We start from the raw sequence: 21,487 nt of genomic DNA, 5'->3' as shown, positions 1-21,487 counted from the left end.
ACAGGAGATTTCATCATGTTGCGTCGTCTTGCCGTTCTACCCTTGGCGTTGTTGCTGGCCGCGTGCCAAACGCCTCGGGTCAATCATGATTTCGATGCCAGCCGCGACTTTGCGGCCTACCGCAGCTGGGCCTGGAAAGAACCGGCCGTGCAATACCGGCCGGACGATCCGCGGGTGCGCAGCGACCTGACCGAGCAGCGCATTCGCCAAGCCGTCAGCAGTCAGCTCGACCAGCGAGGTCTGCGGCCGGCCGCCGCCGGTGGCCGTGCCGACGTGACCGTGCAGGCGTACCTGATTGTCGATAACCGTCAGCAGCAGGTCACCACCAACTATGGAGGTGGCTGGGGCGGTGGCTACTGGGGGCCGTACTGGGCCACGCCAGCGATGAATGAAACCCGCAGCATCGATTACAAGGTCGCGACCTTGCAGTTGGACATGCTCGATGGACGCGACGGCAAGCTGGTCTGGCGCGGGAGCACCGAGCAACTGGTCAACGACAGTGCCGTGTCGCCGAGTGAACGCAACAGTGTCATCCAGAAAGCGGTGAGCGACATCCTCTCCACCTACCCGCCCCGCTGAGCGACTCAGCCTGCCAGAGAAAAAAAGTCCTGCAGTCACCCCTTCGTCGTGCGCGAGGCGTCTAATCTGAAAGCAGAAGGCCTGTTTCAGAAGTGATCCACTGTCGTACTCAAGCGGGTGCTGCCATGCCAAGTCTCGTTCTTCTCCTCTGGTTTACCCTGTGCGCCGAGCAGGATATTCGGCACAGGCGCATCGCCGATACGTTGACCGTCGGCGCGGGGGTGCTGGCGCTGGCGTGCCTGTTTTCCACCGGGCACACCTGGATCGGATCGAGCATGGTGGAAGCGGCAGCGGCGCTGGTGCTGAGCATGGCGTTGACGTTGCCCGGCTACCTCAACGGTCGGCTGAGCTGTGGTGAGGTCAAGCTGCTCTGGGCCCTGGCTCTGGCTTCGGACAGCAGCCATCTGGTCGGAACCCTCATCGGCGGCATCGTGGCCCTGGTGCTGTGGGTGTTCGTCACGCCGCTGATCTGGCAGCGCCTGAGCATTCGCTACCGGCGCAAGGCGGTCTATCTGGACCCCAATGCAGCGACCGTGCTGCCCCTTACGCCCTTCTTGCTCGCCGGTTTCGTGATGACGCTGTTCTGGCTGAGCTGATTGCTTTTTCAAAAGCCCTGATCCGACACGGTTAGTTCGACACGGTCAGTTCGACTTTGGCCGTTTGCCCTGCTTCATCCAGCACACTGACCTGATAACTGCCCGGCCGCTCGAACACGGCGTTCAGGCTGCCGTCTTCGGCGACACTGCCTTGAGGCTTGCCATTGATGAACCACCAATACGGCCCCTGCCCGCCGAGCGTGGAGAGCTGGAGCCGCAGGGGACCGCCGTTGGGCGTCGGCTGGCGCAGGCGGTCGCCGTTGCGGGCACCGACGATGGACATTGCTGCCAAAGACGGCAATGGAGGTGCCGGGCATTGCGGGTCTTCCTGGGGCAAACGCATTTCCCGGCGCTCGGCTTTGGGCAACCAGGGTTCGAGAGCGGCAGGCCACAATGCGATGGATCGCGCCTGGGCATCCGGGCAAGAGGCGCTGGTTCGCAGCCCCTGCGGCGAGAGCCAGACCTGTTGCAGCAAACCGGTCCCAAGGGGCTGATCCAATGCCTGCAGGGTAGGCGGGACGGTGTTGTCCAGGATCCAGGCAAAGCGTTGGCGGCGGCAGTTGGGGTCGCCTCGATCCAGGGGTTGCCCCTGAGGCCAGCAGATCGCGGCGACGCCGACGCTGGCGGGCATGGGCTGGACCGGCGCGGCAATGGCCCGCTGTGCATCGCGATTGCTCAGCACATCGTGGACCTGCAGCATCAATGGCGCGGCCGAGGCCAGACCGAACTGACCGGGTACCGGGGTGCCATCCGGCCGACCGATCCACACGCCGATCAGATAGCGCGGCCCGACGCCGATCGACCAGGCATCGCGAAAGCCGTAGCTGGTGCCTGTCTTCCAGGCCAGCGCGGGACGCTGGACCAGGTCGGCGTGCCGGTCCTGATCCGGTCGGGCTTGACCGCTGAGGATACTCCGCACGATCCAGGCGGCACCTGCCGACATCATGGGTCGCTCGCGCAATGCATCCTGTGGCTGCCAGCGCAGGACGGCGCTGTTGCCGCTACGCGCGAAGGCGCTGTAGGCGGCGACCAGATCGTCGAGCCGACTGCCCACGCCGCCCAGGACCATGGCCAGATTGGGCACGGCGGCCAGCGGCCAGCTCAGGTTCAGGCCACCGTTGCGCAACTGCGCGGCAAAGCGTTTGGGGCCCAATGCTTCGAGCAACTGCACGGCGGGCAGGTTGAGCGAGAGGGCCAACGCCGAGCTGGCCGCGACCGGACCGCTGAACCCCGCAGAGAAGTTGCCGGGCCGGTAGTCCCCGTACCGTCGCGGGACATCCTGCAACAGCGATTCGGAGTGAATCAGTCCGGCATCCAGGGCCATGCCATAGAGAAACGGCTTGAGCGTGGAGCCTGGCGAGCGGATGGCGCTGACCATGTCGACATGGCCAAAGCGCCGGGTATCGGCGAGGTCCACTGAGCCCAGGTAGGCACGCACGGCCATGGTCTGGGCATCCACTACCAGAATCGCCGCCGACGTACGCTCCGGCAGGCGCGCACGCCAGCCCAGCAGCAGGTCTTCGAGACGCCGCTGCAGGCTGGCGTCGATCAGGGTGTGGATGAGCGGCGGGCTGTCGCTGCGGTTCAGGCGCCGGGCCAGCAACGGGGCCAATGCCGGCTCCTGCCGAGGGGCCAGCAACAAGGGCTCCTGTTGTGCTTCGCGCACTTGAGCGACGGGCCACACGCCTTGGTCGGCCATGCGTTGCAGCACTTTATCGCGAGCGGCCTGCGCCAGCTGCGGATGCCGGTCAGGACGCAGGCGGCTCGGCGCCTGGGGCAGCACCGCCAGCAAGGCGGCTTCGCTGCGGGTGAGCTGCGCGGGCGGCTTGCCCAGATACGCCCAACTGGCTGCCGCCACGCCTTGCAGGGTGCCACCGAACGGTGCGCGATCCAGGTACAGCGTCAGGATCTGCCTCTTGCTCAGGTGCCACTCCAATTGCGCGGTTCGCCATAACTGGTGCAGCTTGCCGGAGAAGGTCCGCGAATGCGGATCGAGCAGCCGCGCCACCTGCATCGATAACGTACTGCCGCCCGAAAGCACTCGCCCACCGCTGAGGTTGAGCCAGGCCGCGCGGACCAGCGCCAGCGGATTGATACCTGGATGTTCGTAGAACCAGCGGTCTTCGTAGGTCAGCAAGGCTTCCAGATAATAGGGCGACACCTGCTCCACGCTGGTCGGATAGCGCCACACGCCCTCGGCATCGGCGAAGCGCCACAGCGGTGTACCGTCCTCGGCCAGCACCACGCGCGCCAGGTCATCCTGTGGCAACGGCAGCGGCCAGAGCCGATCGGCCAGCCATAGGAGCACCATCGGTACACCAAGCGCCAACAGCGCGTGGCGAATGAATCTACGTCGAGGCGACTTCGGAAAAACGAGAATGCTGCGGATCAAGTGCGCCAACCTTGCTGGCGCTGTCGGGAACTTGGTTCGCTGGCGCATGGCCAAAGGGGGCACAATGGCGTGAATGCCACTAACCGAATCAGGACGCAGCTATGCATGTAGAAGGCTTTTTCGAGTGGTTGGGACAGGCCCTGGGCGCCATCATCCGCTGGGTGGTCGACAGCCTGAGCTGGCTGTTCAGCCTGCTCGGCAACGCAGGAGGCAACTTCGTCGACGGCCTGTCGCGGACCTTGGGCATGGACACGAACATCGTCACCATCGCGGCCCTGATCGTGGGCCTGCTGTTTCTGTATTCCGCTGTCCGAGCGTTCATGCGTGCGTCGATCATCATGGGTGTCATCTGGGCCGTGCTGGGCCTTTGGTTGCTGAGCTGGATCATTCAGTAAACCCTCTGGCGAATGGCAAAGGCAGCCAGCGGCTGCCCTTGCACATGGTTACCTGGGCCGAACCGTAAGGTCCGCTGGCGTAGCGCCGACCGCATGCCAGCCTGGCCGGTACATCGATTCCACCTGCGGCGGCGGGACCTTGTAGGTACCGGGGGTCACTGCACGAGCCAGGTACAGCAGGTGCGTGCTGCCATAACCATCGAGTTTGAGTGCCGCCACGTAGCGGTCATCGCGAAACTCCTGATGCTGCAGGCTGGCGTTCTGCATCGATTCGCGCCACTGCCTGACGTTGCTGCTGGCGTCGTCCAGGCTGGCGGCACTTTGCGCCAGATTCTGATTCTCGATTTCCAGGCCGGCAGGCAGCAGATCCACCACCAATGCATCCGCTACACGCTGCTTGGCGCCCACGACCAGATGCACCAGCACCAGATCGCCGCTCTTGAGGGCGTCGAGCTTGAGCGGCTCGCCGTCCAGGCTCAGGTATTGGCGACGGATCGACAGATTGTCTGCAGAGGGCGCCGGTGGCTGTGCCGGATAGCCCGACAAGGTCAACTGCTGGTACAGCGGCTGTTGCGTCTGGCTGGTGACGGTGAGCGCCTCGGACAGCGCGCCGTCGGCCAGCTTCAGCGCCGGCTGGGCGTCAGTCAGCGCGTGGCTGGTGCCGGCACTTTGCAGCTGGGCGGCCCAGGGTTGCTGAGGCGAAGCCAGTGCCGTGCGACCGGCCAGATACAGGGCGTTGCGCTCTTGGGTGGAGAGCCAGCTGCTGCTGGCGAGCAGATCAGAAAGAGTGAACAGACGCTCTTCGAGCGTCGCTTTGCTCAGGTCATTCTCCTGCAGCAAGGCGAGTACCAGGGCCTGGTCGCGCAGCGGGCTACCGTAGTCGCCGAGCCAGTCAGCATCGCTGCGACTGGCCGCCAGACCGGCCTGCAGCGCCTGGTCGGCGCGCGGCTGGTCGCCCATCTTCCGCAGGGCGATCGCCAACTGCACCAGGGGCAAACCCGAGCGTGCATCGCTGCGCCGGTCGAACAGGCTGCGCAGCGCGCCCAACGGCGCCTGTTGGCTGCGCGCGAGCACCAGACCGGCATACGCCTGAACCGCGAAGCGGGTGTGTTCCAGGTTGTCGCTGTAGTCGGCCTCGATCAGGTCGCGCTCCTGCAGGTAGCGCAGCAGCCGCTCATTGGCCTTCTTCAACGGCTCCGGGGGTACGGCATAGCCTTGATCGCGGGCGCGCAGCAGGAAGTCGGTCACATAGGCCGTCAGCCAGTACTCCTCCTCGCCATCCGCGCCCCACAGCCCGAAGCTGCCGTTGTAGCGCTGCATGCCCAGCAGCCGTTCGATGCCGATGTCCATCTTGCGTTTGCGCTCGGCATCCGTATCACTCTCCACTCCCAGCTTCTTCAGGCTGGCGGCATCGGAATACAGCGACGGGTACAGGCCACTGACGGTCTGCTCCAGGCAGCCGTAGGGATATGCCCTGAGCGCCTTGATCTGCTCGCCGATGTTCAGCGGCGGCCGACTCGACAGAGTCAGCAGCGCCTCTCGTCCTGCGGGTTCGAAGGGTGACAGGGCACCGGTCGGCAGCGTCCAGGGTTGATCCTTGAGCACGCTGCGCAGATGCCTGACCAGGGCGGGATAGGCAGGACGCACGCCCAGGGTCCAGTCCCGAGTGATGGGCGGCAAGGTTTCACCAGGCAGGTCGAGGCCCTCGATCAGCACTTTGATGTGCCCCTGGCCCAACCCGCCCGAGGCTTGCACCGGCACGTACAGCGTCTGCCGCTCGCCCTTGGCCAACTGCAGCTGCTTGCGGGGGGCGTCCAGCAGGGTCAACGGGCCTTCGGTGTTCAACTGCACGGTCAGGGTCTGTGATCGTTCGGTCAGGTTGGTGATGTCGAGTGCAACGCGCGCCTGGTCGCCGCCGGCAAGGAAGCGCGGCGCGGACAGTTCTGCGACCAGGGGCGCGGCGACCACGGTCTTGGCCTCGGCCATGCCGAAGCGATCTTCGGTCCAGGCTTGCGCCATCACCCGCAGCTCGCCGTTGAAGTCGGGGATATCGAGGGTCAGCTGCCCTTCGCCTTGCTCGTTCAGCGTCAAGGGGGCACTTTGCAGGGCCACGATGTTGACGCTGGTCTGTGGACGCTTGCCGCCCTTGGCCAGGTTGGCGGCATCGCCACCGAAAGCCAGACTGGCGAGCCGCCCCTGCCCCGCCTCGATCAGTTGGCCGTAGACGTCCAACTGGTCGGCACCGTAGCCCTTGCGACCGAACAAGGCGGTGAAAGGATCCGGCGTGGCGTACTGGGTGATATTGAGGATACCCACGTCCACCGCGGCCAGCAGCACGTGAGCCTGACGCGGGATACTGCCGTCGCTGTTGCGTGCCTGCACCTTGACCGTGAGCGGCTGCTGGGGACGCATGGTCGAGGGCGCGTCGAGGCTCAGCACCAACTTGCGCGCAGCGCGATCGAGCGGCAGGTGCAGCAGGCCGACCGCACGCTTGGGGGTGACGTTGGCCTTGCGTTCGCCGGGGCGAATCACCAGCGCGCTGATGTAGAGATCATGCCGGGCCCATTTCGGATCGACCTTGATGTCGAAGGTCTTGCCCTCGGCGGGCACGTCGATTTCCTGCCAGAACAAGGGGCCCTCTGCAGATTCCACCAACAGATAGCCGTTGCCGGCGGCCGGTGGTGTCACCGTCACCCTGGCGGTGTCGCCATCGCCGTAGTGAGGCTTGTCCAGCGCCAGCTTGACCTGATCCGGGCGTACCGCGCCGCCCTCGGTATTGTCCTGCCAGCTGTAGCCAGCCCAGAAACGCAGGCTGCTGACCAGGCCGGTTTGTGGGTCTTCGACCTCGACGCGATAGGGCCCCCACTCCACGGGGAAACTGACCTTGGTCGTACCGCCTTCGGCGACCGAGACAGTCTCCTCGCTGAGGTTCAGGTATTTCTCGTTGTAGTTGTAGCTCCAACCGTCGCTCTCGGAGTAATTCCAGTAATAGTCGCGGCGCTCGCGCACCAGCCGTACCTTGAGCCCATCGGCCGCGAGCTTGTGGCCTTGGGCGTCGGCGACCAGCAACTCGAACTCGGCCGGCCCGTCGCCGTCGACGTTCTCGCCGTCGAACCTGCCGCGCACGCCGGGCAGCCGTTCAGCGGGCCAGACCGGCTGCACCAGCCGGCGCGTGATGGGACGACCACCGGACTCCTGCAGGCTGGCTTGCAGCACCAGTTGCAGGGGCGACTTGGCGTCACTCCAGCGGCTGTCGATGGCGAGGTTGGCCTTGCCCTGCGCATCGAGGGGGGTTTCATCAAGCTCCAGATCCTGACTGAGTTCGCCTTCGGTCAAAGAGCCGAACTGGAAACCCGGCAGCGCAGGCACCGCCTCGCGCAGCGGACGCACGTACAACTGGCCGCTGAGCCGATTGCCCGAGGCCGGAGCGCCGTACAGATAGCGGCCGGTTACGTCGACATCCAGCGTATCGGCAGGTGCGATAGGCGTGTCCTGGCCCTTGAGGTCCAGGGCCAGGCGCTCGGGGAGGAAGTCCTCCACCTGGAATTCATAGGCCTGAGGCTTGCCGTCCCCCAGGTCGAACAGCAGTTGCCAGCGCCCGGTTGGGGCTTCGCCCGCCAGTGGCAGCTGATAGCGATAGAAGCCCGCATCGTCCGGTTGCCAGACGAATTTGCGGCTGAGCTGGTCGTCCGGGCGGCGGACCTCGACGCTCACCGGTTGCGGCTTGACCAGGTGGCCGTCGTTGTCGCGCAGCAATGCGTTGAGCAATACGGTTTCGCCAGGGCGATACAGGTCGCGCGGACCGAAAACGAAAAACTGCAACGGATGTGCCTTGGGACCGGCGATGTCGAACTCGGCCAGATCCAGGGCAGCAGTATTCAGCCGCAGCAGGCTGGTCTGCTCGCCGCGATGGGCCAGCAGCACCTCGGCTTTGACCGGAGAAGCCATTTCGGTATGGCCTGCAGCGTCGGTCTTGCTCTCACCGATGACACGGCCCTGAGCGTCCAGCAACTGCAGGCTGACGTCGGCCAGCGCCTGACCGCCTTCAAGGGCTTGGGTGAAGACGTCCAGGCGGTCGGCGTAGCGATGCACGGACAGCCCGATGTCACTCAGCGTGAACAGCGTCGTCGGTTGGGCATAATCGTAGGTGCCCGAGGCACGCATCACCGCCAGATAGACGCCCGGCTGCTGCAACGGCTTGATACCGCCGATGGGCAGCAGCAGGGTCTCGCGGGTATTGGCCGCCGGATCGAGATTGAAGCGACCGCCGTAGACCAGCTCGGCCATGGGCAACAGCTCGCGGGATTCATAGCTTTGCAGGCTGCTGTTGCGGCCCCAGCGACTGAGAAAGGCCGGCAGTTGCTCGGGCCGTATGCGGAAGAATTCGACATCGACCTTGTCGACGTTCAGCGCAATCACCGGCAAGCCTTCGGCCAGTCGGGTAGGCAACAGCGAGCCGCGGCTGGCGAAGCCCACGGTGGGCTGCAAGTCCTGGGTTTCCAGGCGACTGCTGTACGCACTGGCCAAGGTGCCCTGGTTCACCGAAAGCAGGCCGGCATCGACCGTCAGCGCCAGTTTGCGCTTGGGCTCCAGATGGCGGAAGCGCAGCTCCATCAGGTTGTCGGACAGTTCCCAGGCGCCGTCCAGTGTGCCTCGGGTGCTGTCGACTAGGTGAACCTTGTCGGCGAAGTTCTGCTTGGGATCCAGCGGTGCGGTGAAGGTCACCGAGAGGGTGCTGGCGCCATCAAGCTGAATTTCCGAGGCATCGGCGACGGTCAGCTCACGGCCTTCGTAGCGCTTCGCCAGGACAGGCAGATCGACGCTGGCCGCAGGTTTGGGCGCAGCCGTTGCTGCGACAGGTGGCGCGGGTTCGACGGGTTTTTCCGAGGTCGATGAATCGCACCCGCCGAGCAGGGCCAGTGCGCAGGCCAGAAACAGTCCTTTGTTCAATGTGAGGTACCTGGGGCAGTGAAAAGCAAGGCTGAGAATATATATCAATATTGACGTTTTCGTAGGCAGGGTTACCGGTTGAGACAACTGTGCCGTGGTGTTGCGAGTGTGGGCTACAATCCCCGCCCCGAATGCGGAGCTTGCATGTCTACCCTACTGACCGACTGGCGCCATCGCCTCACCCACAAGCACGTCTGGACCCTGGCCGCGCCGATGATTCTGTCCAACCTGTCGGTCCCGCTGGTGACGCTGGTGGACAGCGCCGTGATCGGCCATCTGCCCCACGCTCACCAGTTGGGCGCAGTGGCCGTGGGCGGCAGCCTGTTTACGTTCATGGTGTCGCTGATGAGTTTCCTGCGCATGGGCACCACCGGTTTCGCCGCGCAGGCGGCCGGGCGCCGCGACGGTGACGCGCTGCGCCAGATCCTCGTGCAGGGCCTGAGCCTGGGGCTGCTGTTTTCCCTGCTGCTGTCGATGCTGGCCCTGCCCTTCAGCCACCTCGCCCTGAGCTTCATGTCGCCGTCCGCGGCACTGCAGCAAGCCACCCATGACTTTTTCCAGACGCGCCTGTTGGGGCTACCTGCGGCCCTGGTCAGCTACGCCCTGATCGGCTGGTTCCTTGGTACCCAGAACGCCCGCGCGCCGTTGCAACTGCTGCTGACCACCAACGTGGTCAACATCGCCCTGAACCTGTGGTTCGTGCTCGGCCTGGACTGGGGCGTCCTGGGCTCGGCGCGCGCGTCAGTGATTGCCGAATGGGTTGGCGCCCTGCTCGGCCTGGCCCTCACCCGTCCCTCCCTGCGCGCCTATCCGGGGCATCTGGTGTGGACAGCACTGCAGTCGTGGCGCAACTGGCAGCCGCTGCTGGGCGTCAACCGCGATATCTTTCTGCGCAGCCTGGCGCTGTCCGGGGTCTTTCTGCTGATCACCATTCAGGGCGCACGCTTGGGCGACGCTACCGTGGCCGCCAATGCCCTACTGCTCAACGGTCTGCTCATCACCGCCTACGCGCTGGACGGCCTGGCCCATGCGGTCGAAGCGTTGTGCGGGCACGCCATCGGTGCGCGCGATCGGCAAACGCTGCGCCGTTCGCTGGTGGTGTCCTTTGGCTGGTCGTTGATCGCCAGCAGCGGGTTTGCCGTGCTGTTTCTGCTCGGTGGACATGTGTTCGTCAATCTGCAGACCGATATTCCCAGTGTCCGTGAGGCGGCCTATCCGTTCCTGCCCTACCAGGCCGTGCTGCCGCTGATTGCGGTGGGGAGCTATCTGTTGGACGGCCTGTTCATTGGTGCAACGCGGGCGCGGGAGATGCGCAATGCGATGCTGGTCAGTGTGGTGGTGATGTTGCCGATCGGCTGGTGGAGCACCGGGTTCGGGAATCATGGCCTGTGGATCAGTTTCCTGCTGTTCATGATGCTGCGGGCGGTGACGCTGGGGTGGATTGCTTGGCGGTTGCAGCGCAGGGATGAGTGGGTATCGTAACGGATGGGTGTGAACGAGGTTTCACACTTCGTTCACAGCGTCTATACCCCGAACAGCACTCATACATCCCTACGGCAAGAATTTCAATACGATAAACTGACAATCAATCAGCTAAACCTTATTAGCTAACGCGGACACTTTCGTGTGACAGGAAGAGTCAACATCCAACCTGTATAGAACACAGCAAAACTTCGCGAGATCATTACTAGAAGTAACAAGGTCTTCTTTGCACTATCACGACTCCGCCTCCAGCCAAATGTAACCATTAGTTAAAATCACGTTAACAAGCGATACATATCCATATCCCGTCTATAGACTACGCCGCCTTCCACTTCACTATCGATTGGAAATCCGTAAATAAGGAATAGGGATGTCTACACTTCGCACTTTGTTTGCCGTCACGCTCATCGTATTGACCACTGGCTGCGCGAGCGGACTCAACTCCGCCCAGCAATCCGAACTTGCCATGCTCCGCGCGAAAAACCTCGCTGTGGAAGTCAAACAACCCGTCCTCGGTGCCGGCCTTGGCCTGTTGCCTGGCGGTGGGTCGTTTTATGGCCGCGCCTATGGTTGGGGCGTGGTCAACCTGCTTCTGTGGCCAGCGTCCATTCTATGGGACCCGGTCAGCGGCTACGACGCTGCCGAAACTTTGAACTATCATGCCAGCAGAGAGCATGTCGCCAACTTGAGAAAACGTGACATAAACGAGCTTGACTCCAAACTCACCACCAATGAGATCGATCTGAAAGCCTACACCCTGGAAAAGCGCAAGATCGAAGATAAATACCAGTGAGCCTTTGACCTCATAGAAAAAGCCTGCAATTAAGCGGGCTTTTTCCTACAAGGACTTTGACACTAGCAGAGTGCCTGGATGCCGCTTCCAAAGCTATTGCAACTGTACACTTCCATCCCCACCCTGAACGCGTCGAACACCTGCTTCGATGACCTCTGCACGCAGTACGTACAGCACCTACTCAAATAAAATCCAAGAATAGTGTCTGCGGTGACTGGCAAGATTGATCTATTTACGCAAACGAACTTCCGCTGTTTCGGGCTTGCCCTCGACGAACCGCACAACGTCATCCAGCACGGGCGCCAACCAGCGCAGGGGCCAGGCGAATGAGGCAACCAAGGTGCGGTGGTCCAGTCGGCGGTAATAGCGTTCCTGCACCAGGACGCCAGCGGCGCGCAGTCGGTGCGCCAGGCCTTCGCTGTTGCGTACCGGGTCCACGGTCGAGTCATGGGTCGCGGCGATGAGCAACGCCGGAGGTGAGTCGGCCAGAGGCTGGTTGATGGGTTGCGATTGGGGCGGTGAATCGGGGAAGAAGAATACCGGCTTGGCCTCGGGATTCTCGATCGGCAGGAAATCATAGGGGCCGGCCAGGCCGATCCAGCCGCGCAGCGCATGGGCGGGGACCCCGGCTTTACGCAGCCACTGCGGATCGAGGGCAAGCATGGCCGCGTTGTAGCCGCCGGAGCTGTGGCCCATCACGAACAGACGGCGAACGTCGCCACCGTACCGAGCGATGTTTCGATAGGTCCAGGCAACGGCATCGGCGCCGTCTTCGATGAAGCTGGGATAGCGCACCTGCGGGTAGAGACGGTAGTCGGCGACCACCACCAGAATGCCGCGAGCAGCCAGCGCCTGGGCGACGAAACGATAGTCGCCTCGCTCGCCGCTGTTCCAGGTGCCCCCATAGAAAAAAACCACCACCGGTGTGGCCGGCAGTGGTCGAGTGGGACGATAGACGTCCAGCTTCTGACGCGGATCGACGCCGTAGGCCACCCCCTCAGTGAGCTGGTAGCCACTGGACGGCGTCACGACATCCAGGGTGCACAACCCGGAGCAGCCGCCCAGCAGCCCCAGCAGGGCAGCGAGGGCGAGCAACCGGGCAGCCAGGCCCATGCGTTACGAGGACAGGTACGAAGAACGGGTCAGGCCCAGGCGCAGGGCGTCCAGGTACTGGGTGCGTTCGCGCGCAGTGATCTTGGCACTGGCGACCTTGTCGCGGTAATGGGTCATCAGCTCTTCGGGGGACAGGTGCACATAGCGCAGCATGTCTTCGATGGTGTCATGGGTTTCGATACCGGCGCTGTACACGCTGCCATCCTGACGCTGATAGATGTTCACCGAATCGGTGTCACCGAACAGGTTGTGCATGTCGCCGAGGATTTCCTGGTACGCGCCGACCAGGAAGATGCCCAGCAGGTAATCCTCACCCTGGTTGACGGCGTGTACCGGCAGGCTGGTCTCGATGCTTTGCTCATCCACGTACTGCTTGATCTTGCCGTCGGAGTCGCAGGTCAGGTCCTGCAGCACGGCGCGACGCAGCGGTTCTTCGTCGAGACGATGCAGCGGCAGGATCGGCAGCACCTGGCCGATGGCCCAGGTATCGGGCAGGCTTTGGAACACCGAGAAGTTGCAGATGTACTTGTCGGCGAGCTTGTCGTTGAGCTCGTCCAGTACTTGGCGATGGGAACGCTGGCGGGCCTTGAGCGAGTTGTGCAGGCGACGGCACACGGCGAAGTAGCACTGTTCGGCCAGCGCCTTCTGCGCCAGGGTCACCTTGCCGTCGGCGTACTGCGCAGCGATGTCGCTGATGTAGTGCGTGGCGCGCCAGTAGTTCTCGGTGACCATCTCGATATCGGTCGGGCCGAGCAGGTCGACGAGCCACTGCAGGGTTTCGGGCAGGCTCTGCTTGTCGACGATCTCGGGGACTTCGTCGTTGTGACGTTCGACGTCGGTGACCTGCACCACCAGCATGGCATGGTGCGCGGTCAGTGAGCGGCCGCTTTCCGAGAAGATGTGCGGATGCGGCATGCCTTGGGCATCGCAGAACTCCTTGAGCATGCCCACCACGACACCGGCGTAGTCGTCCATGTCGTAGTTGATCGAGCTGGCGTTGCGCGAATGGGTACCGTCGTAGTCGACTCCCAGACCGCCGCCCACGTCGATGTGATCGACCGGCAGGCCGAGCGCGCGCAGCTCGCCGTAGTAGCGGATCGCTTCCTTGAAGCCATGCTGGTAGTCCGCCAGGTTGGCGATCTGCGAACCCATGTGGAAATGCAGCAGGCGAATGCCTTGATCGACCCCGGCTTCGCGGAAGCGCTCGACCACCGACAGCAGTTGCGCAGCGGACAGGCCGAACTTGGATTTTTCTCCGCCGGTGTCGGCCCACTTGCTCGAAGCCAGGGACGAGAGACGCACGCGCAGGCCGATCTGCGGCTTGACCTTGAGGTCGGCCGCTTCCTCGATGACCAGCGCCACTTCGGACTCTTTTTCGATGACGATGAAGACGTTGTGGCCCAGCTTCTGGCCGATCAGGGCCAGACGGATGAACTCACGGTCCTTGTAGCCGTTGCAGACGATGGTTCCACCTTTCGGCGCCAGAGCCAGCACGGCCAGCAGCTCGGGCTTGGAACCGGCTTCCAGGCCGATCGAGACGTCCTGGGTGGCGATGATGTTTTCCACCACCGCTTCCTGCTGGTTGACCTTGATCGGGTACAGCGCGGTATAGCGATTCTGGTATTCCAGGCGGGCGATGTTGGCATCGAAGGCCCCGGTCAGCTGGCGCACGCGGTCTTGCAGGATGTCGGGGAAGCGCACCAGCAGCGGCAGCGACAGGCCGCTCTTGCGCAGGTGGTCGACCTGTTCGTAAAGATCGATCGGCGAGCTGTCCGGGCCGTTGGGACGAACCTCGACACGGCCGGCCTCGTTGATGGCGAAATAGCCCGCGCCCCAGTGGCGGATGCCATAAACGCTGCGGCTGTCGGCCACGGTCCATTGGCTGCCATCGTCTTTGCGTGTGCGTCGTACGGACATCGAGGTCCCCTATGAAAAAAGTCGGTTGTCACGGGCCGTCAGGCCCTGCGCAGTGTAGAGGGTAAAGATGACGGTTGCTGCGCCTGCAGGGGTAGACCCCGGCGAGTACCTCAAGTTTGCAAGGCGTGTGGCTCAGCCACCGGATTTGCGGGCCTTGAAGCCCTGCTTGACCAGCTCGGCAAGCAGCAGCTCGACGTGATCGCCCTGGATCTCGATGACACCCTCTTTGAGCGCGCCACCCGTGCCGCAGCGGCGCTTGAGGGTGGTCGCCAATTCCTTGAGGGCATCGGCTGGCAGCGGCACGCCGGTGATGGTGGTCACGGTCTTGCCGCCACGCCCTTTGCTTTCCCGCCGCACGCGAGCGATGCCGTCGCCTTCGGGTACGGCCGCTTGCTTGCAGGTACAGGCGTCGATGGGCTGACGGCAGTCGGGACAATGCCGACCGCTGTCGGTAGAGAACACCAGGCCGCCCAGGGCGGCGAAGGATGCGGCTTTCTTGGCCACCGGCATGCCTCATGTGAAGTGGATCAGGCCGCGCAGTTTAGCGGGAAACGCGGTGTGTGCTAAGGGCCTGAAGGAAGCAATTGCCGAGGTTGTGCGGATTTCATGGAAGAGTGCGGGGTGTCAGGGAGTGCGCGGTGTTTTTTCGCGGCCGGTGACCGCTCCTACGTGGAATAAGCGCGCTCGGGGCTCGGTGCGGTACGGCTTATCAGGCGTTGTCGCGGCAAGCCAGGTAACGCAGCAACGCCGCCACCGAGTCGGGGCAATACGGTTCCGTGGCGCTCTCGTCGAGGGCCTGCTGTACAGGCATGAAGCGCGCCTCGAGGACCTCTTCGGGTTGCAGCTCCAGCGGTCCATCCCAGACGGCCGAGAACACCGCACACCACACGCGGTTGCCCGGCTGGTCGAAGAAAAACTGCTCGTGGGCGGTCAACTCGACACCGCTCACGCCCAGTTCCTCTTCGAGCTCGCGTGCAGCCGATTCAGCATAGGTTTCATCGCCCTGCACCATGCCACCGGCAGCCACGTCCCAGTAGCCTGGATAGATCGCCTTGCTCAACGTACGCCGGTGAACACAGAGTTCGCCTTCGCTGTTGAACAAGAGGATATAGGTCCCGCGCCCGATCAGCCCACGGTCACGCAACTCCGCTCTGGGCAGGGTTCCCAACAAGCGGTCGGACTCATCGACCCAGGCAATCGACTCGGCATCGGACGCTGCGCGATGTTCGACCTCCTGGGTCGAGATCGGCATGTTCTCAGCCCTGCGACAGCAGCTGGCGCAGGTCGATCACTGCAGCGTTGGCCCGCGAGATGTAGTTGGCCATGACCAGCGAGTGGTTGGCCCACATGCCGAAACCGCTGCCGTTGAGAATCATCGGGCTCCAGACCGGTGCCTGGGAAGCTTCCAGCTCGCGGATGATCTGGCGTACGCTCACGGTTGCGTTCTTCTTGGCCAGCACGTCGGCGAAATCGACTTCGATGGCGCGCAGCAGGTGCGACAGCGCCCAGGCCTGACCGCGGGCTTCGTAGAAGACGTTATCGATCTGCATCCACGGGGTTTCGACGATTTCCTCGTCCACCTGCGGTGCCTGACCAGCGATCACGCTTTCGGTCTTGAGGGTCGTGTTCAGTTTGACGCGACCAACGCTGGCCGACAGCCGTTGCGACAGCGAACCCAGTCGGGTACCGACGTCGCCCAGCCAGTTGTTCAGGTTGTCGGCGCGGGTGTAGAACAGCGCGTTGGTCTGGCTTGGATCGGACAGACGATTCTGGTAGCGCGTCAGCAGGTTGATGCCTTCCTGAAACTCCGATTCGCTGGAGGGCAGCACCCAGCTCTTGTTGTCGAAGTTGAAACGCGGCTCGGCACGCGCCAAGTCACCGTCTTCGGCCGACTGCGACTGCGAACGGGCGAAGTCCTTGCGCAGGGCGCGGCTCAGGTCACGCACCTGTACCAGCACGCCGTATTCCCAGCTGGGCATGTTGTCCATCCACAGGCCGGGTGGAAAACGGTCGTTGGAAATGTAGCCACCGGGCTTGTTCAGCAGGGTGGAGGCCACGGCCTTGAGGGTTTCCACCGTGGTATAGCCCACTACCATCTGACGTCCGTCACGCTGCGCTGCGGCCTGTGCGTTCTGCTGCACCGGGAACAGTTCGGGCTCTTCACTCCAGTACCAACCCAGCAACAGGGTCACGACCAGATAGACAGCCAATGCGCCCAGTAGCGCTTTGCTCAGCAACAGGCTCTTCACAGAGCTGCGTGTTCTGCCACTGGTGTCGGCACGCTCGCGCGCATCGCCTGTGCCCGCACGATTCTTCCAGTCCAGCATGGCTTATGTCCTTTCTATCGCGGAATTCATGGGTTCTGACCTCGTCACTTGGCTAACGTGCCTCCTACGGGCAAAGTTTTCCAGGTGAGATAGCGCAACGGCACTATAAAGGATGCACAAGCAGGCTGCAGCCGCGGCAAAGGCATCCGGATGTGTCAGACCAGGACGAGGTGCCGATCGACGATGAAAGCCATGTGCCATCTTTTTAACATTCACGTCACGAGCCTGTAACAGATCGGCCATACCTTCACGCACTGACCATTTCGCTGTTGGTAGTGCCCCATGCGCCTGAAACTGCTCACCAATCTGAACACGTTGTTGCTGGTCGCCGTGTGCACTGCACTGGCGGCGACCCTGTGGTGGTCGCAAAGGGCCTTGGAGCAGCCTTATCTGCTGATGGAGCGCTACCTGCAACTCTCACGTCAGTTCCAGGATGAAGTCGTGCGCAACGTTCAGGATTACCTGAACAGTGGTGACGCGCTGCGCCATGCCGAAGCCACCCAGGCCTTGACCCGGCTGCGTGAAGGCATCACCGGGCTGCCGGCAGAGCTCACCGGCCCCCTGCTGCAGGAAGTGGATGCGCTGGTGACGTTCACTGCCGAGCAACTGCTGGCGGCCGGCAAGCTGGCGGGCGACCCTCAGGCCCTGCTGGTGCAGGCCGAACGCGAACTGGGCGGCACGCTGGAACAGCTGGCCCGGTATGCACAGGGTGATAGCGCTTATCAGGCGGCGCTGCTGAGCGCCAGCCAGCAATTGGCCAAGCTGACCCTGGCGCGGGAGAAGATGGTCAGCAGCGGACACAGTGAGCTGGCCGCCGACGTGGAGCGCGAACTGGCCGGCATCAGGACCCAAGCCACCACCTTGCAAGGCTTGCCGCTGCTGGGGGTTTCCAGCACCAGCGCATCGAGTGCCGATGATTTCGCTTCTTTGATGGGTTTGCAGAATGAGAACACCACGACTACTCAGGACGACGGCGTGGACCTCAAACGCGAGTTGGCCAGCCTGTTGACGCGGTACCCGGCCGAATTGAGCCGCACCCGTGAACTGATCCAGCGTCGGACGGAACTGGCCGAGGCCGCGCAGCAACGCATCGGCGCGGTCCAGCAGGGCCTGGGAGCGCTGGAACCCGGCGTACGCAGCCAGCACGCTCGAATCCAGAGCGAAGTACGGCTTCTACAAGGTGCCATGATCGGCCTGATTCTGTTGATCGCACTGCTGATCGACGTCTTGCAGCGGCGCCTCGCCGGCGTGCTGACGCGCCTGGATCCGGCCCTCTCGACCTGGGCCGAGGGTGACTTTGCCCGGCCCATTGCCCTGGGCCGGACCAATCATGAATTGCAGGCCATTGAAGCGTCCCTCAATCGCCTGCGCCTGTATCTGGTCGAGTTGGTCGGCACCATTCGCCAGAACGCCGAGCAGGTGGCCGGGAGCAGCCATCAACTGGCCGAGCTCAGTGGTGGCCTGCATCAAGGGGCGCTGCGCCAGGCTGGCGATACTGCGCAGATTCGCGATGCACTGGGCGAGCTGGAAGCGACCATCGGCCAAGTGGCCGGTGACGCCAGTCAGGCTGCGGCGGCCAGCCGCCTGGCGGGTGATGCGGTGGAGCATGGTCAGCAGGTCATCGGGCAGAGCCTGAGAGGACTGCATGCGCTGGTGGGTGAGGTGCAGGGCAACGCGCAGATGATCGAACAGCTCGCCGAGGAATCGGCCACCATCGGCGAGGTGCTGACCGTGATTCGCTCGATCGCCGACCAGACCAACCTGCTNNGGGTCGCGGTTTCGCGGTGGTGGCCGAAGAGGTGCGTTCGCTGGCGTCGCGCACGACCGGGGCGACCCATCAGATTCAGACCTTGATTGCCGGCCTGCAGACGGTTGCGCGCGATTCCGTGCAGGGTATCCGCGCGCAGGTGGTTCATGCCCAGGCCACGGCGAGTCAGGCCGAGGCGGCGGACGGCGCGCTGGCGCAGATCGTCACGGCGATCCAGACCATCTCCGACACCGCCGTGCGCATCGCCGACTCGACTGCACAGCAAAGTGGCGCGGTAGGCGAGATTCGCGAGCACGGCGAGCGCATTCATGGCCTGGGTGAAGACAACCTGCAACTCATTGACCAGGGACGGGCTCAAGGCGAGCACCTGTTGCAACTGGGGGGCGAGCTGCGCATGGCGGTGCAGGCGTTCAGGGTCTAGCGCGGGCGACCCTGTCCAGGCGACCCTATCCGGGCGACCCATCCTGTTACATGAAATTGCCCCCTGCCGATTCGGCAGTACCGCACGGCTCCAGTATGATGCGCGCTCAGTTGCTGTTCGAGAAACGTCATGCGCCGCCTGCTCTGCCTCCTGTTGTTGGTTTTCGCACTGCCCGTCGCGGCTTCCGGCCTGCTCGACACACGGCCCAGCGCCACCCTGGGAGGCGCATCGCTGAACAACAGCGCCGACTTCCTTCCGGTCGGCCAGGCGTTCCAGCTCGAACAAGTGCAGTCGTCGGCGCAAGACATCACCCTGCGCTTCGTCATCGCCGAAGGCTACTACCTCTATCGCCACCGCTTCGAATTCAAGGCCGAACCCACCGACATCGCGTTGGGAACGGCACAACTGCCGCCTGGCGAGGCGAAACATGACGAGTACTTCGGCGATGTCGAGGTGTACCACGGCATTCTCGATGTGCACATTCCTCGCCCCAGCGGTGATCAGCGGGCCTTCACTCTAGCGGTGACCTTCCAGGGTTGTGCGGACAAGGGCTTGTGCTATCCGCCGGAAACCCAGCGCCTGTCCGTGGCGGGTATCGGTCAGGCTGCGCCGGTGGTCAGCCAGACGCCGGTCACGGATGGCTGGCAATGGCATGAACTGGCGTTGTTCTTTCTCGCCGGCATCGGCCTGACCTTCACACCCTGCGTGTTGCCGATGCTGCCGATCCTGTCCGGCGTGGTCCTGCGCGGGCAGGTCGGCGGGTGGCGCGGCTTCAGTCTGTCGCTCGCCTATGTGCTGCCCATGGCAGTCTGTTTCGCCTTGCTGGGTGCGCTGATGGGCAAGTTCGGCGCCGAACTCAATCTGCAGGCACGCTTGCAGTCGGTCTGGGTGCTGGTGCCCTTCGCCCTGTTCTTCGTGATTTTCGCCCTGGCCATGTTCGGTTTGTTCGAGCTCAAGCTGCCAGCGGCCGTGAGCCAGCGCCTCGATCGCGTGGCCGGCAATGCCAAGGGCGGCTCGCTGTGGGGCGCCGCGGTGCTGGGCGTGGTGTCGAGCCTGTTGGTGTCACCGTGCGTATCGGCGCCGCTGGCCGGGGCACTGCTCTATATCAGCGCCAGCGGCGATGCCTTGGGAGGCGGATTGAAACTCTTCGCCCTGGGCCTGGGCATGGGCGCGCCGCTGCTGTTGGTCGCCACCGGCGGCGCGGCCTGGCTGCCCAAGAGCGGCCCTTGGCTGGTGACCGTCAAGAATGCCATCGGCGTGCTGCTGCTGGGCCTGGCGATCGCCCTGCTCGCCCGGGTATTGCCGGGCAGTGTGACCCTGCTGTTGATCGGTCTGCTGGCCGCCGGCGTCGGTGTGTTCATGGGTGCTCTGGAGTGGGTGGTGAAACCGGCACGGCAACGCTTGCAACAGGTGCTGGGGCTGGGCTTTGTGTTCTACGCCCTGGCTTGCTGGCACGGAGCCCTGAGCGGCCAATCCGATCCTTTCCAGCCGCTGGCACGTCCTACCGTCAGCGCTTCGAATCCTGCCCTGCCGAGTACAACAGCCGATGCGTGGCAGACGGTCACCACCGGCGAAGGCTTCGAGCTGGCCCTGCAACAGGCCAAGGCCGCTGGTCAGCCTCTGATACTGGACTGGTATGCCGACTGGTGCATCAGCTGCAAGGTTATCGAGCATGAAGTACTGACCGATCCGCAGGTCATCGCGCGGCTGGCGGGGTATCGCAAGGTGCGCTTGGACATCACCCAGAGCAATGCCGAACAGCGCGCCCTGCTCGATCGCTTCAAGCTGTTCGGGCCACCGGCCTTGCTGTTCTTCGACGCCAACGGCATCGAACAGGTCGCCTCGCGGGTCGTTGGCGAAATCGATGCGGCAGGGTTCGTCGGGAAAATACCGTCATCAGGCGATGAATGATCGTCGGCAGTGACCGAAATCGACAAGCGAGTCACAAATTTTGCGCAAACATCGGACAACGTGCGGGCTATTGCGCTTAACTGGACAGACGCCTGGGCTTTCCGGCATAGTTCGCCCGCTCCGCATGTGAACCCGACGGTGAGAGGTCACTGAGAATGGACATGACCCGACAGCTTTTGCCGGCAGATGTCACCACCGACGTGACGCGCCGCTGTCGATGAGCATCCCACTGTTCGACGTGCGTATTTTTCACCGGCACGTTCAAGAATTTTCGCCGTCACTCGGCCCTTTTCAACGGCACATGAGTGTTCGCAGCCTTCTTTGAAAGGCGCTTGGCATAGAACACCTACTGAACGCCCCTGACCGACCCTTGGGAGTTGATGATTAATGGATATTCGTAAAGTCAAGAAACTGATCGAGCTGCTGGAAGAGTCCGGCATCGACGAGCTGGAAATCAAGGAAGGCGAAGAATCCGTACGGATCAGCCGTCACAGCAAGACCCCGGCCCAGCAGTACTATGCGCCCGCGCCGATGGCAGCCCCTGCCGCCGCGCCCGTGGCCGCCGCACCTGCTGCCGCAGCCGCCGAACCCGCTGCTGCCAAGTTGAACGGCACCGTGGCTCGCTCGCCAATGGTCGGCACCTTCTACCGCAAGGCGTCGCCAGCGTCGCCGGCATTCGTCGAAGTGGGCCAGACCGTGAAGAAGGGCGATACCCTGTGCATCGTCGAAGCAATGAAAATGATGAACCACATCGAAGCTGAAACCAGCGGTGTGATCGAATCGATCCTGGTAGAAGACGGTCAGCCGGTTGAGTACGACCAGCCGCTGTTCACCATCGTTTGA

At 63.4% G+C, this 21,487-nt stretch carries 14 protein-coding genes and 1 pseudogene; 8 read left to right on the top strand and 7 right to left on the bottom strand.

All coding sequences use genetic code 11. The features are described from left to right. The first annotated feature begins 15 nt into the window (after positions 1–15). A complete protein-coding gene (locus B2V21_RS11005) occupies positions 16–579 on the top strand; it encodes a DUF4136 domain-containing protein (protein WP_286916861.1) in 564 nt (187 codons plus the stop codon). Positions 580–704: 125 nt separating this feature from the next. Further along, positions 705–1,175 carry a prepilin peptidase gene (locus B2V21_RS11000; RefSeq protein ID WP_056844329.1) on the top strand — a complete coding sequence of 157 codons (471 nt, stop codon included), beginning with the start codon at positions 705–707 and terminating at the stop codon, positions 1,173–1,175. Positions 1,176–1,206: 31 nt separating this feature from the next. On the opposite strand, the gene pbpC is transcribed toward B2V21_RS11000, so the two are convergent. Next, the gene (gene pbpC / locus B2V21_RS10995) at positions 1,207–3,519 is read right to left on the bottom strand and encodes a peptidoglycan glycosyltransferase PbpC (protein ID WP_286916881.1); all 2,313 of its coding nucleotides are present in this window, start codon (positions 3,517–3,519) and stop codon (positions 1,207–1,209) included. A gap of 149 nt (positions 3,520–3,668) precedes the next feature. On the opposite strand from pbpC, the gene B2V21_RS10990 reads away from it, so the two are divergent. Beyond that, positions 3,669–3,962 (top strand): hypothetical protein, encoded by a 294-nt coding sequence (locus tag B2V21_RS10990; protein ID WP_043190966.1) that lies wholly within the window; start codon positions 3,669–3,671, stop codon positions 3,960–3,962. Between the two features lie 48 nt (positions 3,963–4,010). Here B2V21_RS10990 and B2V21_RS10985 read toward each other — a convergent pair whose 3' ends face one another. Next, entirely contained in the window at positions 4,011–8,912 is a 4,902-nt protein-coding gene (locus B2V21_RS10985) for an alpha-2-macroglobulin family protein (protein ID WP_286916860.1), read from the bottom strand. A gap of 144 nt (positions 8,913–9,056) precedes the next feature. Between B2V21_RS10985 and B2V21_RS10980 the strand changes: the two genes are divergently transcribed. Then, a complete protein-coding gene (locus B2V21_RS10980) occupies positions 9,057–10,394 on the top strand; it encodes an MATE family efflux transporter (RefSeq protein WP_286916859.1) in 1,338 nt (445 codons plus the stop codon). A 370-nt stretch (positions 10,395–10,764) separates the two neighbouring features. Then, entirely contained in the window at positions 10,765–11,187 is a 423-nt protein-coding gene (locus B2V21_RS10975; protein ID WP_286916858.1) for a hypothetical protein, read from the top strand. Between the two features lie 228 nt (positions 11,188–11,415). On the opposite strand, the gene B2V21_RS10970 is transcribed toward B2V21_RS10975, so the two are convergent. The 5 genes from B2V21_RS10970 to B2V21_RS10950 form a co-directional block, all read right to left on the bottom strand. Then, complete coding sequence (locus B2V21_RS10970) at positions 11,416–12,300, bottom strand: alpha/beta hydrolase (protein ID WP_286916857.1); 885 nt, start codon at positions 12,298–12,300, stop codon at positions 11,416–11,418. A 3-nt stretch (positions 12,301–12,303) separates the two neighbouring features. Beyond that, complete coding sequence (speA, locus tag B2V21_RS10965) at positions 12,304–14,217, bottom strand: arginine decarboxylase (protein ID WP_049861967.1); 1,914 nt, start codon at positions 14,215–14,217, stop codon at positions 12,304–12,306. A gap of 132 nt (positions 14,218–14,349) precedes the next feature. Continuing rightward, a complete protein-coding gene (locus B2V21_RS10960; RefSeq protein ID WP_049862097.1) occupies positions 14,350–14,721 on the bottom strand; it encodes a translation initiation factor Sui1 in 372 nt (123 codons plus the stop codon). A 205-nt stretch (positions 14,722–14,926) separates the two neighbouring features. After that, entirely contained in the window at positions 14,927–15,469 is a 543-nt protein-coding gene (locus B2V21_RS10955; protein WP_049861968.1) for an NUDIX hydrolase, read from the bottom strand. A gap of 4 nt (positions 15,470–15,473) precedes the next feature. Beyond that, positions 15,474–16,544 (bottom strand): DUF2333 family protein, encoded by a 1,071-nt coding sequence (locus B2V21_RS10950; RefSeq protein WP_286916856.1) that lies wholly within the window; start codon positions 16,542–16,544, stop codon positions 15,474–15,476. Positions 16,545–16,826: 282 nt separating this feature from the next. On the opposite strand from B2V21_RS10950, the pseudogene B2V21_RS10945 reads away from it, so the two are divergent. The 3 genes and pseudogenes from B2V21_RS10945 (at position 16,827) to accB (ending at position 21,487) form a co-directional block, all read left to right on the top strand. Continuing rightward, a pseudogene (locus B2V21_RS10945) lies at positions 16,827–18,733 on the top strand (methyl-accepting chemotaxis protein). A gap of 129 nt (positions 18,734–18,862) precedes the next feature. Next, positions 18,863–20,644, top strand: a complete 1,782-nt coding sequence (locus tag B2V21_RS10940; RefSeq protein WP_286916855.1) for a protein-disulfide reductase DsbD — start codon at positions 18,863–18,865, stop codon at positions 20,642–20,644. A gap of 387 nt (positions 20,645–21,031) precedes the next feature. Next, the gene (gene accB / locus B2V21_RS10935; RefSeq protein WP_049861972.1) at positions 21,032–21,487 is read left to right on the top strand and encodes an acetyl-CoA carboxylase biotin carboxyl carrier protein; all 456 of its coding nucleotides are present in this window, start codon (positions 21,032–21,034) and stop codon (positions 21,485–21,487) included.

This window comes from Pseudomonas sp. UBA6276 (assembly GCF_002438365.1).
GTDB classification, from domain to species: domain Bacteria; phylum Pseudomonadota; class Gammaproteobacteria; order Pseudomonadales; family Pseudomonadaceae; genus Aquipseudomonas; species Aquipseudomonas coleopterorum.
The sequence above is the reverse complement of the archived record's forward strand: the minus strand, read 5'-3'. Positions and strand labels throughout refer to the sequence as shown.

What these genes read in the sequence shown, in the direction of transcription:
- B2V21_RS11005 (WP_286916861.1), top strand. Translation starts at nt 16, where the DNA reads ATGTTGCGTCGTCTTGCCGTTCTACCCTTGGCGTTGTTGCTGGCCGCG.
- speA (WP_049861967.1), bottom strand. Translation starts at nt 14,217, where the DNA reads ATGTCCGTACGACGCACACGCAAAGACGATGGCAGCCAATGGACCGTG.
- accB (WP_049861972.1), top strand. Translation starts at nt 21,032, where the DNA reads ATGGATATTCGTAAAGTCAAGAAACTGATCGAGCTGCTGGAAGAGTCC.
- B2V21_RS11000 (WP_056844329.1), top strand. Translation starts at nt 705, where the DNA reads ATGCCAAGTCTCGTTCTTCTCCTCTGGTTTACCCTGTGCGCCGAGCAG.
- B2V21_RS10980 (WP_286916859.1), top strand. Translation starts at nt 9,057, where the DNA reads ATGTCTACCCTACTGACCGACTGGCGCCATCGCCTCACCCACAAGCAC.
- B2V21_RS10955 (WP_049861968.1), bottom strand. Translation starts at nt 15,469, where the DNA reads ATGCCGATCTCGACCCAGGAGGTCGAACATCGCGCAGCGTCCGATGCC.
- B2V21_RS10940 (WP_286916855.1), top strand. Translation starts at nt 18,863, where the DNA reads ATGCGCCGCCTGCTCTGCCTCCTGTTGTTGGTTTTCGCACTGCCCGTC.
- B2V21_RS10950 (WP_286916856.1), bottom strand. Translation starts at nt 16,544, where the DNA reads ATGCTGGACTGGAAGAATCGTGCGGGCACAGGCGATGCGCGCGAGCGT.
- B2V21_RS10975 (WP_286916858.1), top strand. Translation starts at nt 10,765, where the DNA reads ATGTCTACACTTCGCACTTTGTTTGCCGTCACGCTCATCGTATTGACC.
- B2V21_RS10990 (WP_043190966.1), top strand. Translation starts at nt 3,669, where the DNA reads ATGCATGTAGAAGGCTTTTTCGAGTGGTTGGGACAGGCCCTGGGCGCC.
- B2V21_RS10970 (WP_286916857.1), bottom strand. Translation starts at nt 12,300, where the DNA reads ATGGGCCTGGCTGCCCGGTTGCTCGCCCTCGCTGCCCTGCTGGGGCTG.